At 71.9% G+C, this 18719-nt stretch carries 10 protein-coding genes; 3 read left to right on the plus strand and 7 right to left on the minus strand.

The features are described 5' to 3' along the window. Window positions 1-40: 40 nt before the first annotated feature. The 3 genes from ACH4RG_RS09305 to ACH4RG_RS09315 all read right to left on the minus strand — a co-directional run bounded on the left by ACH4RG_RS09305 (window position 41) and on the right by ACH4RG_RS09315 (window position 5416). Window positions 41-1462 carry a phosphotransferase gene (locus ACH4RG_RS09305; protein ID WP_398161117.1) on the minus strand — a complete coding sequence of 474 codons (1422 nt, stop codon included), beginning with the start codon at window positions 1460-1462 and terminating at the stop codon, window positions 41-43. A gap of 232 nt (window positions 1463-1694) precedes the next feature. Then, window positions 1695-3401: a maltose alpha-D-glucosyltransferase gene (treS, locus tag ACH4RG_RS09310; protein WP_397924271.1), complete on the minus strand. Its 1707-nt coding sequence runs from the start codon at window positions 3399-3401 to the stop codon at window positions 1695-1697. Then, complete coding sequence (locus tag ACH4RG_RS09315; RefSeq protein ID WP_398539311.1) at window positions 3398-5416, minus strand: alpha-1,4-glucan--maltose-1-phosphate maltosyltransferase; 2019 nt, start codon at window positions 5414-5416, stop codon at window positions 3398-3400. The genes treS and ACH4RG_RS09315 overlap by 4 nt, the downstream gene beginning before the upstream one ends. A gap of 686 nt (window positions 5417-6102) precedes the next feature. Here ACH4RG_RS09315 and glgP point away from each other — a divergent pair. After that, window positions 6103-8772, plus strand: coding sequence for an alpha-glucan family phosphorylase (glgP, locus tag ACH4RG_RS09320; RefSeq protein ID WP_398539312.1), 2670 nt, complete (start codon window positions 6103-6105; stop codon window positions 8770-8772). 157 nt (window positions 8773-8929) lie between these two features. On the opposite strand, the gene ACH4RG_RS09325 is transcribed toward glgP, so the two are convergent. Continuing rightward, on the minus strand, window positions 8930-10975 hold the full coding sequence (locus tag ACH4RG_RS09325; RefSeq protein WP_397924265.1) for a M4 family metallopeptidase: 2046 nt from the start codon (window positions 10973-10975) through the stop codon (window positions 8930-8932). 354 nt (window positions 10976-11329) lie between these two features. After that, window positions 11330-11950 carry a TetR/AcrR family transcriptional regulator gene (locus ACH4RG_RS09330; protein ID WP_398539313.1) on the minus strand — a complete coding sequence of 207 codons (621 nt, stop codon included), beginning with the start codon at window positions 11948-11950 and terminating at the stop codon, window positions 11330-11332. A 137-nt stretch (window positions 11951-12087) separates the two neighbouring features. Between ACH4RG_RS09330 and ACH4RG_RS09335 the strand changes: the two genes are divergently transcribed. Next, window positions 12088-13209, plus strand: a complete 1122-nt coding sequence (locus ACH4RG_RS09335; protein ID WP_397928883.1) for an FAD-dependent oxidoreductase — start codon at window positions 12088-12090, stop codon at window positions 13207-13209. 204 nt (window positions 13210-13413) lie between these two features. Next, window positions 13414-14283 carry a TIGR03620 family F420-dependent LLM class oxidoreductase gene (locus ACH4RG_RS09340; RefSeq protein WP_398539314.1) on the plus strand — a complete coding sequence of 290 codons (870 nt, stop codon included), beginning with the start codon at window positions 13414-13416 and terminating at the stop codon, window positions 14281-14283. Window positions 14284-14763: 480 nt separating this feature from the next. Here the strand turns inward: ACH4RG_RS09340 and ACH4RG_RS09345 are convergent, their stop codons facing one another. Then, complete coding sequence (locus ACH4RG_RS09345; RefSeq protein ID WP_397924257.1) at window positions 14764-16644, minus strand: ABC transporter ATP-binding protein; 1881 nt, start codon at window positions 16642-16644, stop codon at window positions 14764-14766. Continuing rightward, window positions 16641-18605 (minus strand): ABC transporter ATP-binding protein, encoded by a 1965-nt coding sequence (locus tag ACH4RG_RS09350; protein WP_397924255.1) that lies wholly within the window; start codon window positions 18603-18605, stop codon window positions 16641-16643. Before ACH4RG_RS09350 ends, ACH4RG_RS09345 begins: the two co-directional genes overlap by 4 nt. Window positions 18606-18719 lie beyond the last annotated feature (114 nt).

Below are 18719 nucleotides of genomic sequence, written 5' to 3' on the forward strand. Positions count from 1 at the left end.
GGAAAGCGTGGAGTGGCGGGGAGTCAGGTGGGCGTGCGGCTCAGGCCGCGTCGGACCGGGCCAGGCGCTGGATGGCCGCCATCGGAACCGGCAGCCAGTCGGGGCGGTGCCGGGCCTCGTACAGCACCTCGTACACGGCCTTGTCGGTCTCATGGGCGCGCAGCAGCTCCGGTTCGCAGCGCGGGTCGCTCCCCGACGCCTGCGCGTAGCCCTCGCAGTAGGCGGCGCGGCAGCGGGCCGCCCACTCCGGGTTCCACGGGCGGTGCGAGCGGGCCGCGTAGTCGAAGGACCTCAGCATGCCCGCGACATCACGGACCGGGGGCGCGGGCATGCGGCGCTCGGGGAGCGGGCGGGCCGGTTCGCCCTCGAAGTCGATCAGCGACCAGAACCCGTCGGCGGAGCGCAGCGTCTGTCCGAGGTGGAGATCGCCGTGCACCCGCTGCTGGGCCCAGCCGCTGCCCCGGACCCCGAGGTCGGTCACCGCCTCGAACGCGGCGCGCAGTCCGGGGACGTACGGCACGAGCGCGGGGACCGCCTGGGCGGCGGCCTCCAGCCGCTGGGTCATCCTGGAGACGAGCTGCCGTGTCTGGGTGCCGTGCAGCGCGGGGGTCGGCAGCGCGGCGGCGAGCGCGGTGTGGACCTCGGCGGTGGCCCGGCCCAGCGCCCGGGCCTCGGTGAGGAAGTCGCGGCCCGCGGCGAGCGCGCCCAGCGCGAGCTGCCAGCCGTCGCGCGCTCCGTGCAGGAAGGGCTGGAGGACGCCGAGGGTGAGCGGTTCGGGTCCTGGCGCCTCGAACCAGGCGACCGGGGCCGGTACCCGCTCACACCCCTCGCCGCTGAGGGCGAGCGGCAGTTCCAGGTCCGGGTTGGTGCCCGGGAAGACCCGCCGGAAGATCTTGAGGATGTACGCGTCCCCGTAGACGAGCGAGGAGTTGGACTGTTCGGCGTCCAGCACCCGGGGCGCGAGACCGGCCGGGATCGCGGCGGTCCGCTGGAAGCGCAGCGAGCCGAGACTCCCGGGGCGGCGGAACCGTTCCAGCAGCAGATCGGCCAGCCGCGGGTCGTGCAGCGCGTCGTAGACGGCCCGTCCGGCGAGCGGGCCCCGCTCGACCCGGCCGATCAGGGCGCCCGCGAGGTGAGGTGGCAGTGACGTTCTCGCACCGAGGAGCAGCTGGTAGCAGTCCTCGGCCGGGCGGGTCTGCTGGGAGGGCTGCTCGACCCGCACCAGCAGGTGCAGCAGCCCCGGGCCCGCCGTGCCGTCCAGCGGCAGCACCTCGGTGGCGGAGACCAGGGAGAAGCCGGTGACCGGCCGGCCCTTGCCGGCGAACCACCGCTGCCGGGGCAGCCAGGCGTGGAGCAGCGGGGCGAGGGACGGCAGCAGATTCCCGTCCTTCGTCACTCCGGCCGTTGCGCTGTTCCTCGTGCTCTTCGCCAGGGCGACGTGAGTGGATGCAGCCTCCGACATGGCATCGCGTCCTTTCCCCGGGCACACCACAGGATGCGAAGAGTGTCCCGGATTGCGGCAATGGCTGTCCGGCTGTGCGGGACGTGTCGGGAGAGGAGCGTCTCCACGGACTCGAACGGCGGAACGGTGAAGGCCGAAGGCGCCGGAAGGGTGAAGGCCCAAGGCCTTTCGATGGGGTCAGGGTGCCCCGTGCGGGACGGCGGAAACCGACCCGCACGGGGCGGGACCGGCATCAGGCCGGCGGCGCGTCCTTGCGCAGCCGGAACCAGTAGAAGCCGTGTCCCGCAAGGGTCAGGAGGTAGGGCCACTGGCCGATGGCCGGGAAGCGTACCCCGCCGATCAGTTCCACCGGATGACGTCCGTTGAACGATCGCAGGTCGAGTTCCGTCGGCTGTGCGAACCGCGAGAAGTTGTGCACGCACAGGACGAGATCGTCCTTGTACTCGCGGGTGAACGCCAGTACCGCCGGGTTGGACGAGGGCAGTTCGGTGTACGCGCCGAGACCGAAGGCCGGATTCTGCTTACGGATCTCGATCATCCGGCGGGTCCAGTGCAGCAGCGAGGACGGCGAGGCCATCGACGCCTCGACGTTGGTGACCTGGTAGCCGTAGACCGGGTCCATGATCGTGGGGAGGTAGAGCCGCCCCGGATCGCTGGAGGAGAACCCGGCGTTGCGGTCGGGCGTCCACTGCATCGGGGTGCGCACCGCGTCCCGGTCGCCCAGCCAGATGTTGTCGCCCATCCCGATCTCGTCCCCGTAGTAGAGGATCGGGGAGCCGGGCAGCGACAGCAGCAGGGCGGTGAACAGCTCGATCTGGTTGCGGTCGTTGTCCAGCAGCGGAGCCAGACGCCGTCGGATGCCGATGTTGGCGCGCATCCGCGGGTCCTTGGCGTACTCCGCGTACATGTAGTCGCGTTCTTCGTCCGTGACCATTTCGAGGGTCAGCTCGTCGTGGTTGCGCAGGAAGATGCCCCACTGGCAGTTCTTCGGGATCGCCGGGGTCTTGGCCAGAATCTCGGAGACCGGGTAGCGGCTCTCGCGGCGCACCGCCATGAAGATCCGCGGCATCACGGGGAAGTGGAACGCCATGTGGCACTCGTCCCCGCCCTGCTCGTAGTCGCCGAAGTAGTCGACGACGTCCTCCGGCCACTGGTTGGCCTCGGCGAGCAGCACGGTGTCCGGGTAGTTGGCGTCGATCTCCTTGCGGACCCGCTTGAGGAAGTGATGGGTCTCGGGGAGGTTCTCGCAGTTGGTGCCCTCGCGCTGGTAGAGGTAGGGCACCGCGTCGACCCGGAAGCCGTCGATGCCCAGGTCCAGCCAGAAGCGCAGGGCCGCCAGGATCTCCTCCTGGACCGCGGGGTTCTCGTAGTTGAGGTCCGGCTGGTGCGAGAAGAAGCGGTGCCAGTAGTACTGCTTGCGCACCGGGTCGAAGGTCCAGTTGGACGTCTCCGTGTCGACGAAGATGATCCGGGCGTCCTGGAACTGCTTGTCGTCGTCCGCCCAGACGTAGTAGTCGCCGTACGGCCCGTCCGGGTCGGTGCGGGACTGCTGGAACCACTCGTGCTGATCGCTCGTGTGGTTCATGACGAAGTCGATGATGACGCGCATGCCCCGCTGGTGCGAGGCGTCCACGAACTCCACGAAGTCGGCGAGGTCGCCGAACTCCGGCAGGACGGCGGTGTAGTCGGAGACGTCGTAACCCCCGTCGCGCAGCGGCGACTTGAAGAACGGCGGCAGCCAGAGGCAGTCGACACCGAGCCACTGGAGATAGTCCAGCTTGGCGGTGATGCCCTTGAGGTCGCCGATTCCGTCGCCGTTGGAGTCCTGGAAGGACCGGACGAGCACCTCGTAGAAGACGGCACGCTTGAACCAGTCGGGATCGCGGTCCTTGGCGGGAGTGTCCTCGAACGTGTCGTGGACAGGCTCATTGACGATCATGGTGTGGGTGACCCTCCGGTCGGCGGGGACGGTCGCAGGACGGCGATGTGCGCGGGCGTGATGCCCGGCTCTAGGCGCACATAGAAGGTCCTGCCCCAGTGGTAGGTATCGCCGGTGAGCTCGTCGCGCACCGGTACGCGCTCGTGCCATGAGAGGCCGAGCCGCTCCATGTCCAACGAGACCGTGGCCTCCTGGGTGTGGTGCGGGTCGAGGTTCACGACCACCAGAACGGTGTTCGTTCCGGAGCGCTTGCTGTAGGCGATCAGCGCTTCGTTGTCGGTGTGGTGGAAGTGGACGTCGCGCAGCTGCCGCAGAGCGGGGTTACGCCGGCGGATCCGGTTCAGCGAGGTGATCAGGGGCGTCAGCGTGCGGCCCTCGCGTTCCGCCGACTCCCAGTCCCTCGGGCGCAGTTCGTACTTCTCCGAGTGCAGGTACTCCTCGCTCCCCGGCTTGGCCGGAGTGTTCTCGCACAGCTCGAATCCCGCGTACACGCCCCAGGACGGGGACAGGGTCGCGGCCAGCACCGCCCGTGCCTCGAAGGCCGGGCGGCCGCCCTCCTGGAGGTAGCCGGGAAGGATGTCGGGGGTGTTCACGAAGAAGTTGGGCCGCATGTACGACGCGGCCTCGCCGGACAGCTCCGTGACGTACTCCGTGAGTTCCCGCTTGGTGTCGCGCCAGGTGAAGTACGTGTACGACTGCTGGAAGCCGACCGCGCCCAGGGTGTGCATCATCGCCGGGCGGGTGAACGCCTCCGCCAGGAAGACGACGTCGGGGTCGGCGCCGTTGATCTCCTCGATGACCTTCTCCCAGAAGACCACCGGCTTGGTGTGCGGGTTGTCGACCCGGAAGATCCGCACGCCTCGGTCCATCCAGAAACGCAGGATGCGTACCGTCTCCGCCACCAGGCCGCGCATGTCCTTGTCGAAGGCGATCGGATAGATGTCCTGGTACTTCTTCGGCGGGTTCTCGGCGTACGCGATCGAACCGTCGGGGCGGTGGTGGAACCAGTCCGGGTGCTCCTTGACCCACGGGTGGTCCGGCGAGCACTGGAGCGCGAAGTCCAGCGCGATCTCCATCCGCAGATTGCGGGCCACCGACACGAAGTGGTCGAAGTCCTCCAGCGTCCCCAGCTCCGGGTGGACCGCGTCGTGCCCGCCGTCCGGCGAACCGATCGCCCACGGCACGCCCGGGTCGTGCTCCCCGGGCGTCAGGCTGTTGTTCGGCCCCTTGCGGTGGGTCGTCCCGATCGGGTGGATCGGCGGCAGGTACACGACGTCGAACCCCATCGCGGCGACCGCGGGCAGCCGCTCGGCGGCCGTCCGGAAGGTACCGCTGACCAGCCGCGTCTCCGCGTCCGGCGAGGTGTCCGCCGGGTCCACCGGCACCCGCTTCGCGCCCTCCGAGCGCGGGAACAGCTCGTACCACGACCCGAACAGCGCCCGCTCGCGCTCCACCCGCACCGCCAGCGGCTTGGAACGGGTGACCAGTTCGCGCAGCGGATACCGGGCCAGGACCGCGTCGGCGGCCGGGGTCAGGGCGGCGGCCAGCCGGGCGGCCGGCGGGCGGGCCGGGGCGCGCAGCGCGTCCACCGACGCCAGCACCGCCTCGCGGCCGTGCTTCTTCGGGACGCCCGCCGCTGCCCGCTCCAGCAGCGCCGCGCCCTCCGCCAGGACCAGATCCGTGTCGATGCCCGCCGGGATCTTGATCGCGGCGTGGCGCCGCCAGGTGGTGACCGGATCGCTCCAGGCCTCCACCGTGTACGTCCAGCGGCCCTCGGAGGTGGGAGTGACATCGGCCCCCCACCGGTCCGTGCCCTGCGCCAGCTCGCGCATCGGGGTCCACGGCCCGACCCGTCCGCTCGGATCGCGCAGCACGACATTGGCGGCCACCGCGTCATGGCCTTCGCGGAAGACGGTGGCGCTGACCTGGAAGGTCTCACCGACGACGGCCTTCGCCGCCCGTCTGCCGCAGTCGACGAGAGGACGGACGTCCAGGACGGGAATACGACCGATCATGGAATCACCTGAGGGCTGGAGGAGCTCGGCGTGCACGGGGGACGGCACGGGCGCGGAGGACCGACCGCGTGCGCCGCGAAGACGGGGATCTGTCCTTTGTAGCTGCTCAGCTGTCTGCTGACGGGCTGTGGGCATGGCCGCTCCTGTCCGCGTTCACTCGAATGGCACTCGAATGGGTGGGTCGCGGGGGTTTCGCGCATGTTTCTGGATGCACGGAGAACGTCTGCGGGCCGGGTTGTGCGGGGTCGTGCCGCGTACCGGGAAAGCCTTCCCCGCGTCCGCGGGTGGGAAATCCGGCGCTGTGTCAACCAATCGGTCGTAGTCGACAGCCCGGGCCCCGCCGGGAACTGCGGGACAGTCCGTGGGGGAGCCCGAAACGCCTCCACGGGTTCCGGATACCCGTTCTGCGGCGCCACACGGCAGCCTTCCCTGTGGCAGGGAGGTCCACAAGGCTGCGTACGGGGTGAAATCGGCCAAACCCCCAGGTGAGCGGAGTGACGGGGGGTCACGGGCGGGGTGCGAGGTGCTCCTGTGGGAGGCGCGTACCCGCCGTGCCGGGACCTCGCGCGCCGTCCGCGCGCCGTGGCAGGGCGCCACGGACGGCCGCTACCTTCAGGGGTGACGGAAAGGACGCACACCGTGGTGCGTCCGCCCGGATGCGCAAGTCCCCTGTAAAGGTGGAGTACGTGAAGGCCATTCGTCGATTCACCGTGCGTCCTGTCCTCCCCGAACCCCTCCGACCTCTCCACGACCTCGCGCGCAACCTGCGCTGGTCGTGGCATACCGAGACCCGTGAGCTCTTCCGGTCCGCCGACCCCGAGGGCTGGCGGCCGGCGGACGCCGACCCCGTACGCCTGCTCGGCTCGCTGTCCGCCGGGCGGCTCGCCGAACTGGCCGGGGACGCGGAGTACCTCGGCCGCCTCGCCGAGGTCTCCGCCGACCTGGCCGAATATCTGGACGGCCCCCGCTGGTACCAGGAGCAGCGGGCCGCCGGAGCGGAACTGCCCTCCGCCGTCGCCTACTTCTCACCCGAGTTCGGCGTCACCGCGGCACTGCCCCAGTACAGCGGGGGCCTCGGCATCCTGGCCGGCGACCACCTCAAGGCCGCCAGCGACCTCGGCGTCCCGCTCATCGGCGTCGGCCTGCTCTACCGGCACGGCTACTTCCGCCAGACCCTCTCGCGCGAGGGCTGGCAGCAGGAGCACTATCCCGTCCTCGACCCCAACGAACTCCCGCTCGACCTGGTCCGCGAGGCCGACGGCGCCCCCGCCCGGGTGGTACTCGCCCTGCCCGGCGGGCGCTCGCTGCACGCCTGTATCTGGCTGGCCCGGGTCGGCCGGGTGCCGCTGCTCCTGCTCGACTCCGACGTCGAGGAGAACGCCCCGGGCGAACGCGACGTCACCGACCGGCTGTACGGCGGCGGCAGCGACCACCGGCTGCTTCAGGAGATGCTGCTCGGCATCGGCGGAGTGCGCGCGGTGCGCACCTGGTGCCGGCTGACCGGCACCCCGGAGCCGGAGGTGTTCCACACCAACGAGGGCCACGCCGGCTTCCTCGGCCTGGAGCGTATCCATGAACTGGCCGCCACCGGGCTCGATTTCGACGCCGCTCTGGAGGTGGTCCGGGCCGGTACCGTCTTCACCACCCACACACCGGTGCCCGCCGGGATAGACCGTTTCGACCGGGGCCTCGTCGCCCGCCACTTCGGCGACGACGGCGAGCTGCCCGGCGTCGGCGTCGAGAAGATCCTGCCGCTCGGCACCGAGACCTATCCCGGCGGTGAGCCGGAGCTGTTCAACATGGCGGTGATGGGCCTGAGGCTCGCCCAGCGCGCCAACGGCGTCTCCACCCTGCACGGGGCCGTCAGCCGGGAGATGTTCTCCGGGCTCTGGCCGGGCTTCGACCCCGCCGAGGTGCCGATCACCTCGGTCACCAACGGGGTCCACGCACCGACCTGGGTCGCCCCCGAGGTGTTCCGGCTCGGCGCGGGCCAGGTCGGCGAGGACCGCGCCCACCAGGTGCTGGCGGGCGGCCCGGTGGATGGCGAGGACTCCTCGCGGAGCGGCGCCCCGCGTCGCTGGGACGCGGTGACCGGCATCGGAGACCAGGAGATCTGGGACCTGCGCCGGGAGCTGCGCGGCCAGCTGGTCACCGAGGTCCGCCGCAGGCTCTACGCCTCCTGGCGCCGGCGCGGCGCCGGAACCGCCGAACTGGGCTGGATCGACGGCGTCCTCGACCCGGACGTCCTGACGATCGGCTTCGCCCGGCGCGTCCCCTCGTACAAGCGGCTCACGCTGATGCTGCGCGACCGCGACCGGCTGCGGGCGCTGCTGCTGCACCCGACCCGTCCGATCCAGATCGTCGTCGCGGGCAAGGCGCACCCCGCCGACGACGGCGGCAAGCGGCTCGTGCAGGAGCTCGTGCGGTTCGCGGACGACGCGGGGGTCCGCCACCGCATCGTCTTCCTCCCGGACTACGGGATGGGCATGGCCCAGAAGCTCTACCCGGGCTGCGACGTCTGGCTCAACAACCCGCTGCGCCCGCTGGAGGCGTGCGGCACGAGCGGGATGAAGGCGGCGCTGAACGGCTGCCTCAACCTGTCCGTGCGCGACGGCTGGTGGGACGAGTGGTTCGACCCGGACTTCGGCTGGGAGATCCCCACCGCCGACGGCTCGGCGACCGACGAGGACCGTCGCGACGAGCTGGAGGCGAACGCCCTGTACGCGCTGATCGAGGACCGCGTCGCCCCGCGCTTCTACGACCGGGGGGCCGGGGGCCTGCCCGACCGCTGGATCGAGATGGTCCGCTCCACCCTGGTCGCTCTGGGACCGCGGGTGCTCGCGGGGCGGATGGTGCGCGAGTACGTGGAGCGCCTGTACGCCCCCGCCGCGCAGTCCCGGCGGGCCCTGGATCCCGGGGCCGCGCGGGACCTCGCCCAGTGGAAGGCCAAGGTCCGGGCGGCCTGGCGCGGGGTCTCCGTCGACCATGTGGAGTCGGTGACCGACACCGCGGCGGGCGGCTCGGCGGAGCTCGGCGCCACCCTGGCGCTGCGGGTGCGGATCGCGCTCGGCGGCCTGGACCCGGACGACGTGGAGGTCCAGGTGGTCGCGGGCCGGGTCGACTCGGGCGATGCGATCGCGGACGCCCAGACCTTCCCGCTGAAGCCGGCGGGCGGTCAGGACCTGGAGGACCGCTGGCTGTACGAGGGGCCGCTCGCGCTGGACCGGACGGGACCGTACGGCTACACCGTGCGCGTCCTGCCCGCCCACCCGCTGCTGGCCACCAGCGCCGAACTGGGCCTGGTCGCGCTGCCGGCCGAGGCGGCGGGGGAGGGCGCGGGCGTGCTGCTGCGCTGAGTGCTCGCCCCGGCGGGCCCGGGGGGCCGGCGCCCGCGCGGCGCCGGGCCCCGTGCGCGGCTCCCCCGCGTCCGCGCTACGGCGAACGGCCCGGGAGGGGGCGAACCCCTCCCGGGCCGTTCCGTCCGGTCTCCCCGCGGGCGGTGGGCCCGGTGGGTCAGAAGGTGAGCTTGAAGCTGTTGATCCGCCCGGTGTCCTGGCGGGCGATGTCCTGCACCTTCAGCTTCCAGACCCCGTTGGCCACCTCGGACGAGGCGTTGACCGTGTAGGTCGCCACCACGTTGTCCGCGGAGTCACCGGAGGAGGAGTTCTTCAGCCGGTAGGCGGTGCCGTCCGGGGCGACCAGGTCGACGACGAGGTCACCGCGCCAGGTGTGCGTGATGTTGACGTCCGCCTTGAGGGTGCTCGGCGCGTTGCCGGTCACGCCGGAGACGGTAACCGCGCTGGTGACGGCGGCGCCGGCGTCCGGGATGGTCACCGCGGTGGTGTTCTCGAACACCTTGCCGCCCGGGTCGGGGTTGCCGCCGCCGGGGCGGGCGCCCACGTTGATGCCGGCCCAGGCGTGGGCCACGGCCGCGTACTCGGGGCTGGTGGTCCCGTACAGCTCACCGGCGACCGCGAGCGTGCCGGTGCGGGCCGCGGCGTAGTTGGTCGTGGAGGTGAACTTGGTGGTGAGCGCCTTGAACCAGATCTGCGCGGCCTTGTCCCGGCCGATGCCGGTCACCGGGAGCCCGTCGGAGGTCGGCGAGTCGTAGTCGACGCCGTTGACGGTCTTGGCGCCGCTGCCCTCGGAGAGCAGGTAGAACCAGTGGTTCGCCGGGCCCGAGGAGTAGTGGACGTCGACGTTGCCGATGCCCGAGTACCAGTAGTCCTTGGACGCGCCGTCCTTGGAGGGCTTGTCCATGTAGCGCAGCGGGGTGCCGTCGCCGTTGATGTCGATCTTCTCGCCGACCATGTAGTCGCCCGGGTCCTGGGCCGTGTCGGAGTAGAACTCCACACCCGCGGCGAAGATGTCGGAGGTGGCCTCGTTGAGGCCGCCGGACTCGCCGCTGTAGACGAGCTTGGCCGTGACCGACGTCAGGCCGTGCGTCATCTCGTGGGCGGCGACGTCCAGGGAGGTCAGTGGCTTGACGTTGCCGCTGCCGTCGCCGTACGTCATGCAGAAGCAGCTGTCCTGCCAGAACGCGTTGACGTAGTTGTTGCCGTAGTGGACGCGGGAGTACGCGCCGACGCCGTCACCGCGGATGCCGGAGCGGCCGTGCACGTTCTTGTAGTAGTCCCACGTCTCGGCCGCGCCGTAGTGGGCGTCCGCGCCGGCCGTCTCGGCGTTCTGCGGCGTGCCGTCGCCCCAGATGTCGTCCGGGCCGGAGAACAGCGTGCCGGTGCCGGAGCTGCCCCGGTTCAGGTTGTACGTCTTGTGGTTGCCGCGCGTGGTGTCGGTCAGGGTGTACGAGGGCGCGGTGCCCAGGGTGACCTGGCCGTTGTACTGCGTGTTGCCCGTGCCGTTGTGGACGGCCTGCCACTCGTAGAGCTTCTCGCCGGAGGCGGCGTCCGTGAGGACGTGCAGCTCGTTCGGGGTACCGTCGTGCTGGAGTCCGCCGACCACGGTCTCGTACGCGAGCTGCGGGGATCCGCTGCCCAGCCACACCACCTTGCGCGGGGCCTCGCTGGCCTTCTTCGCCTTCGAGCCCTCGGCCTTCGCCGCGGCGAGCGCCTGCTGCTCGGCCGCTGCCGGGGTCACGTCGGGGGTGAGGCCGACGGCCTTCAGCTGCGCGCTGGTCGCCTTCGACGCCTTGCTGACGCCCTCGGTCGCCCCGGCCGCGGACTCCATGACCACGAGGTCGCCGCCGAGGACGGGAAGCCCGTTCAGGGTGCGCTCGTAGCGGGTGTGCGTCGTGCCGTCGCGGTCCTGGACGACATCGCGGACCACGAGCTTCTCCGTGGACCCGAGGCCGAGCTCCTTGGCGGTGGCCGCCCTGGTGGCGTTCGCCTCGCTGAGCAGCTCGGCGCGCTGGGCGGGGGAGAGCTTGACGGGCAGAGCGCCCGGGTCGGCCTTCGTGCCGGCGGTGATGCCGCCGAGCGGGGCCGAGGCGGGAGCGGAGGTGGCGGTCGCGGCGCCGGACGGAATGGCGACGGCTATGAGGGCTGCTGCGGCGATCAGAGCGCCGGTCGCGGTGGCGCGGCGGCTGGGCGTGGATCTCACGCGGACTCCTTCTGCGAGGGGGGTACCGGCGGCGCTGGACGGGCCGTCCGGACGGTGCAGGCGGTGCGCGGAACGGGGTGAAGAGTGTCAGCAGATGACCGCACCTGTCAGGACCGCGTCAACAAGTTGGCCGATTTTCGTTCGTTGCCGGAAAGGTCATGTTCGTTAAGCGGACGTTTCGCTGATCATTGCCGGAGTGTTACCAGGGGTTGGGGGGCCCGGTATTCACAGGGTGGCCACAGGTTTCGTGGGTGAAGGGCGCCGCGGTGCCGCGGGCGGGAAGGGGTGGGATGACCGCCTGGTGAGACGGCGTCGGGTTCTGGCCAGATTCACGCGCCGGAACACGCCGATCCGTCAGGAGGGGGCGCGGGGCGGCCGAGGCGCTCGGGTGGTGGCCCCCGGCGGGTACACCGCGTCCAGGAGGTCGCGCACGAAGCGGTCCACGTCGTCCAGTCCCGACGCCGCGAGCGTGGCCGGGCCGTTCGTCAGCAGATGCGGGATCGCCGCGTGCAGTGCGAGGGTGACGACGGCGGCCCGCTGCGGGGTGACGGGCAGTCCGGCGGCGCGCTGGGCCAGCTCCATGCCCACGAAATCCCCGCTCGCCATGGGGTCGAGGATGGCGGACAGCCAGGGTCGCCGGGTCGCCTCGGCCTGGAGTTCCAGCACCGCCAGCAGCCGGGAGCGGCCCGGACCCGCGACGTTCTCCAGGAGTGAGCGGAAGAGGGCCGTCAAGCTCTCGCGGTCCGTCGGACCCGGGGTCGCGGCCAGCCGTGCGGTGAGTGCGAGGTACTGCTCCAGGCAGCGCTCCGCCGCCGCGCGCAGCACCGCGTCCCGGGTCGGGAAGTAGTTCTTGGCGGTCCCCGGCGGCACCTCGGCCGCCCGGTCCACGGCCCGGTGGGTCAGTCCGCGCCCGCCCTCCCCGGCCAGCACCTCGACGGCCGCGTCCCGCAGTCGGTCCCGGCGGTCCGGATTCACGCGCGCTCCCTCACTCCCGTACCGCTGCCGCGTTCTCGGTCTGTCCTTGGCGAGGCTACCCCATCCGTGGTACCACAGATGTGGTGGTTCTCCGTACGGCCTCCTCCGTACGGTCCGAACGAGCTCGGGAGCGCGACATGACAGGAACGGCGACCGTGGTCGGCGCGGGCATCGGCGGTCTGGCGACCGCGATCGGACTCCGCCGCGCGGGCTGGACGGTCACGGTGCTGGAACGGCGCACCGAACTGGAGCGGTACGGCGGGGCCTTCGGCATGCACCCCACCGCACAGTCCGCGCTCGACCGGCTCGGCGTGGGCGACGCGCTGCGCGACCACGCCGTGCCCTACCGCGACGCGCACATCCGCACCCCGGACGGGACATCGATCGGCCGCCTTCCGCTGGAGCGCATCGAGCGCAAGGCGGGCCGCCCCGAACTCCTCATCTCCCGCTTCCGCCTGGTCGACGCCCTGGTCGCGGCCCTCGAGACCTTCGGCGACGTCCCGCTCAAGTTCGGCGAAAGGGTCACGGACATGGACGCCCTCCCCGCCGGACAGGACCTGGTGGTCGGCGCCGACGGCATCCGCAGCGCCGTTCGCACCGCCCGCTTCGGCGACCGCAGCGGACCCCGCCGGATCGGCACCGTCGCCTGGATCGGCCTCGCCGACTTCGAGAGCCCGGTGCACGGCGAGACCTGGGGCAGCGGGCGCTTCTTCGGGATGACTCCGGTCGAACCGGGCCGCACCAACTGGTACGCCACCGTGCCCGAGGCCACCACCGCCGAGGAACTGCGCGCCTCCTTCGCCGGCTGGCACGACCCGGTACCGCGCATCCTGGACGCCACCGACCCGGCCACCTGGATCCGCTACGAGATGCTCCACCTCTACCCGGCGCTGCCCACTTTCGTCGCCACCGGCACCCGGCCCGCCTCCCGTGTCCCCTCCGGGGCCCGGCCCGCGTCCCGTGCGTCCTCCGACGCCCGGCCCGTCCCTGTCGCCCTGGTCGGCGACGCGGCCCACGCCATGACGCCCAACCTCGGCCAGGGCGCCTGCACCGCGATCCTGGACGCGGACGCCCTGAGCCGTGCGCTGGCCGCAGCGCCCCCGGGCCCCGCGGGCATCGAGGGCGCCCTGCGCGCCTACGACCGCGAACGCCGCCGCAGCGCCCAGCGGACCGCCTTCGGCTCGCGGACCCTGCACCGCTTCATGAGCACGGAACGCACCTGGCTGCGGGACGCGGCGGTGCGGCTGCTGCCGGGCTGAGTCTCACGGGCAGCGCATCCGTTCGCCCGGGGCCGGCCGCGCCCCGACCGACCGGTCCGGGCCGGTCTCCTTCCGTCGGGCGGCGAGTCAAGGTGGGGCGGCCGGACGCCGACGGGCGGCTTCCGGACAGCGCGGGGCCTTCGGGGCGCCAGGGCCCGCCCGCACCGCTACAACGGAGCTTCCGCACTCGGGGAGGGCTTCTTCATGCGTCTCGGAACGATCGGTATCTGGAGCCTGGCGTTCACGCACGGGGACCACGCGGAGGCGCGGGACGCAGCGACCGAGCTGGAGGAGCTCGGGTACGGGGCCATCTGGCTCGGCGGCAACCCGGGCGGCAACCCCCGCGGGGACCTGCGCACGGCTTCGGTGGTCCTGTCCGCGACGAGCCGCATCACCGTCGCGACCGGCTGCGTGTCCATCTGGGACAGGCCGCCCGGCCAACTCGCCGCCGCCTACCACGCTCTGCCGGAGCGGCAGCGGAACCGGCTGCTGGTGGGCCTGGGCGTCAGCCATGCCGAAGTCTCCGGCCGGTACCGCGAGCCGTACCACGCGCTGCGCTCCTATCTGGAGGCGCTGGACGCCGCGGCTCCTCCCCTGCCGTCGACCGCGCGCATCGTCGGCGCGCACGGGCCACAGATGACCCGGCTGGCAGCCGCCGGGTCCACGGGAGTGCATGCCTACCTCGTCAGCCCCGCCCATACCGCCTGGGCCAGGTCGACGCTGGGCGAAGGGCCTCTGCTGGCGCTGGAGCAGACCGTCATTCCGCACACCGACGCGGGGGCCGCACGGGCCACGGCCAGGGGCATGCTCGCCCCCTACCTAGCACTGGGCAACTACCGGACGGCCTGGCTGCGCGGGGGGTTCACCGCCGAGGACCTGGCCGACGGCGGCAGCGACCGGCTGATCGACGAGCTGTTCGCCTGGGGCAAACCGGACGAGATCGCCGCCCGGCTCACCGCGCATTACCGGGCCGGGGCCGACCACATCGCCGTCCAGGTCGTCACCGACCGCCTCGACGTCTTCGCCCGCCAGGCGTGGCGTGACCTCGCCGCCCCGGAACTGTTGCCGTTATGACCCCGGGCGCGGCCCCAGGTGTCCAACGTCCATCGGAAGGGCGCGTAGGAGCTCGCGGCCACGTCGGTCCGCCGGACCTGCGCGTGTTTCCCAACGGAGAAGGGGTGGCGAGCACGGTGAACAGTGAGCTTCCGTGATGGACGTCCAACGGGACGCTGGGCCATCGCCGACGACGATTCCGGTATCTGCGGCGCTTGCGCGGGGCCATCGACGGTGCCCGCCTGCCGGCATCCCCGTGATCTACGTGGTGATGGGGTGTCTACGTGGTGATGGGGGTACGGCCGGGCGGATGCTCACCGAGAAGCTGTTCCCGCAGCGGGCGGAGGTCGTCCCGGTGGAGCACTGGCTTCTTCGAGCAGACCGCGAGTGAGTCCGGAAGCCGGCAAGGCCCGTGTCACAGACAACAGCTTCCCCACCCGGCCACGTACCGTCAGCGCCTTTCGGCAGTAGCCCCCTTCGGTGGTGACGAACACCCTCGGCTCAGACCAGGCTGTCCTTCCACGTCCGGTGCAGCCCCGCGAACCGCCCCGTCCCGCCGATCAGTTCGGCGGGTGCGCCGTCCTCCACGATCCGGCCGTGTTCCATCACCAGCACCCGGTCCGCGATCTCCACCGTGGAGAGCCGGTGGGCGATCACCACCGCCGTGCGGCCGTGCAGCACCGTGTCCATGGCCCGCTGCACGGCCCGCTCACCGGGGACGTCCAGGGAACTGGTCGCCTCGTCCAGGATCAGCACCGCCGGGTTCGCCAGCAGGGCCCGGGCGAACGCCACCAACTGCCGCTGACCCGCCGAGATGCGCCCGCCCCGCTTGCGTACGTCCGTGTCGTAGCCGTCCGGCAGGGCGGCGATGAAGTCGTGCGCGCCGATCGCCCTCGCGGCGTGCTCGATCTCCTCGCGGGTGGCGTCCGGGCGGCCGATCGCGATGTTCTCCGCGACCGTCCCGGAGAACAGGAACGCCTCCTGCGTCACCATCACCACGCCCCGGCGCAGCTCGGCGGTGTCCAGGTCGCGCAGGTCGGTGCCGTCCAGCAGGACCCGGCCTTCGGTCGGGTCGTAGAAGCGGGCCAGCAGCTTGGCCAGCGTCGACTTGCCCGCGCCCGTCGACCCGACGACCGCCACCGTCCGGCCCGCCGGGATGTGCAGGTCGAACGTGGGCAGCACCTCGCCGCCCGTGCGGTAGGCGAACCGCACCCCCTCGAACGTGACCTCCCGGCCGGGGAGCCCGCCCTGGCGCGGCGGCAGTTCCTTCGGCCGGTCGGTCTCCGGGACGTTCGGCGTCTGGGCCAGCAGACCGGCGATCTTCGCCAGCGAGGCGGCCGCCGACTCGTAGGAGTTGAGGAACATGCCCAGCCGGTCGATCGGGTCGTACAGCCGGCGCATGTACAGCACCGCCGCCGCCAGCACCCCGAGCGCCAGTGTTCCGTCCGCGACCCGGTAGGCGCCCCACAGGACCATGCCGGCCACCGCCGTGTTCGCGATCAGCCGCGAACCGACGACATAGCGCGCCATCTCCAGCATCGCGTCACCGTTCGTCCGCTCGTGGCGGGTGTTCAGCGCCGTGAACACGGTGTCGTTGCTCCGCTCGCGGCGGAACGCCTGGACCGGACGGATGCCGTTCATCGTCTCCGCGAACTTCACGATCACCGCGGCGATCGCCGTCGACCGCGCCGCGAACGCGACGGACGCCCGCCGCCGGTACAGGCGCACCATCAGATACAGCGGTACGAAGGAGAGCGTGGCGATCGCGCCGATCCCCAGGTCCAGCCAGAGCAGCACCAACGCGATCGACACGAACGACAGAATCACGCCGATCAGCTCCTGGAGCCCCTCGTTCAGCAGCTCCCGCAGTGACTCCACATCCGTCGTGGAGCGCGAGATCAGCCGGCCCGAGGTGTAGCGCTCGTGGAAGTCGACGCTGAGCGCCTGTGCGTGCCGGAAGATCCGGCCGCGCAGATCGAGCAGCACGTCCTGGTTGATCCGTGCTGCGGCCCGGACGAAGGCGTACTGGAGGACGCCCGCGCCGGTGGAACAGAGTGTGTAGGCGATCGCGACCGCGATCAGCGGCCCGTAGTCGTGGTCCCGGAACGCCGGAACCCCGCTGTCGATGGCGTACGCCACCAGCAGCGGGCCCGCCTGCATCGCGACCTGCTGGACGAGCAGGAGCAGGGCCGACACCGCGACCCGGCCCCGCATGGGGGTCAGCAGCGAGAACAGCAGCGCCCTGGTCGCCCCGGGCGGCGCGGGGAGGTCGTCCCGGTCGAACGGGTCGTCCGCGCGCCCGGGCGCGGGCGCGACCCGGCTCCTCGGCGTGCCGTCGTCGTCGGTGGCCGGGAGCGAGGCGTCGTCGGTGGTCGTGGTCATCGGGCACTGCCCTCCTCGGCGGGGACCTGCTGTACGGGGGCGCTCACCGAAGTGGCGGGGGGCGGCGACACGGGCTCGTCCCCAGGTGCGGCGGACGCGCCAACCGGCGCCGCGGGCGTGCGGGCCGGTGCGGCCGAGGTATCCACCGGTGCTGTGGAGGCGTCCACCGGGCCGGCGGGAGTCCGTTCGGCGGGCTCGCTGCCCGCGCCCGACATCAGCCAGGCGTACTCCGCGTTGTCGCGCAACAGCTCCTGATGCGTACCGACCGCGGCGATCCGCCCCCCGGACAGCAGCGCCACCCGGTCGGCCAGCATCACCGTGGAGGGCCGGTGCGCCACGACCACCGCGGTCGTCCGCTCCAGGACCTGCCGCAGCGCGGCCTCCACCAGCGTCTCCGTGTGGACGTCCAGCGCGGAGAGCGGGTCGTCCAGCACCAGGAAGCGCGGCTCCCCGACCACGGCGCGGGCCAGCGCGAGGCGCTGACGCTGGCCGCCGGACAGGCTCAGGCCCTGCTCGCCGACCTCGGTGTCCAGCCCTCGGGGCAGCTCGTGCACGAAGTCGGCCTGGGCGACCGACAGCGCCCGACGCACCTGCTTCTCGTCCGCTTCGGCCGCGCCCATCGTCACGTTCTCGCCGACCGTCGCGGAGAACAGCGTCGGCTCCTCGAAGGCCACCGAGACCAGCTCCCGCAGCCGCGAACGCTCCATCGTGGCGATGTCCTCGCCGTCCAGCGTGATCCGCCCGCCGGTCACCTCGTGGAGCCGGGGCACCAGGGCGGTCAGCGTCGTCTTGCCCGACCCCGTACCCCCGACCAGGGCCAGCGTCTCACCGGGCCGGACGTGCAGATCGATCCCGGCGAGGACCGGCGGCGAGTCCGGATCCGCGTCCGGGTAGCGGAACTCGACGCCCTCGAACACCATCCCCGGGGCGGTGGCCGGCGCGCTCTCCCGTACGGCGACGGCCCCGGGCTCCTCCGCCACGTCCATCACCTCGAAATACCGGTCGGTCGCGGTCGCCGACTCCTGGCTCATGGCCAGCAGGAAGCCGATCGACTCCACCGGCCAGCGCAGGGCGAGCGCCGTGGACAGGAACGCCACCAGCGTGCCCGCCGACAGCGTCCCGTCCGCCACCTGGACCGTGCCCAGCACCAGCGCCGCGCCGATCGCCAGCTCCGGGATGGCGGTGATCAGCGCCCAGACCCCGGCGAGCAGCCGGGCCTTGCCCAGCTCCGTGGTGCGCAGCCGGTGCGAGAGCGCCCGGAAGGCCTGCGCCTGGCTGCGGTGCCGGCCGAATCCCTTGACGATCCGGATGCCCAGCACGCTCTCCTCGACGACCGTGGTGAGGTCGCCGACCTGGTCCTGGGCCCGGCGCGCGACCACCGAGTACTTCGTCTCGAACAGTGAGCACAGGATCACCAGCGGCACCGCGGGCGCCAGCAGTACCAGACCGAGCGTCCAGTCCTGGGCGAACAGGATGACGAACCCGACCAGGATCGTGGCCGTGTTGACGACCAGGAAGGTCAGCGGGAACGCCAGGAACATCCGGAGCAGCATCAGGTCCGTCGTCCCGCGCGACAGCAGCTGACCCGAGGCCCAGCGGTCGTGGAACGCGACCGGCAGCCGTTGCAGATGGCGGAACAGATCCGCCCGCATCGACGCCTCGACCCCGGCCAGTGGGCGCGCCACCAGCCACCGCCGGAATCCGAACAGCAGCGCCTCCGCGACACCCAGCAGCAGCAGGTACAGCGCCCCCAGCCACACCCCGCCCGGATCGCGTCCGGCGACGGGACCGTCCACCATCCACTTCAGGACCAGCGGGATCACCAGCCCCAGGCAGGACGCCAGGATCGCCACGAAGGCGGCCGCGAACAGGCGCACGCGCACGGGTCGGACATAGGGCCACAGGCGCAGGAGGGAGCGTACGGCGGACCGGTCCGTGCGCTCTGCAGGCTTTTTGGGCATCAGGGGTGACCTTACGTTTCACCACTGACATCGGTCCTGCCAATTTTCGCCGGGCCGGATCCGCCACGGCGACGGTCGTACCCCGGGTCAACCGATCGGCTGATGCTCCGTCGA

Source organism: Streptomyces sp. NPDC021019 (assembly GCF_044333295.1).
In the GTDB taxonomy this organism is placed as follows: domain Bacteria; phylum Actinomycetota; class Actinomycetes; order Streptomycetales; family Streptomycetaceae; genus Streptomyces.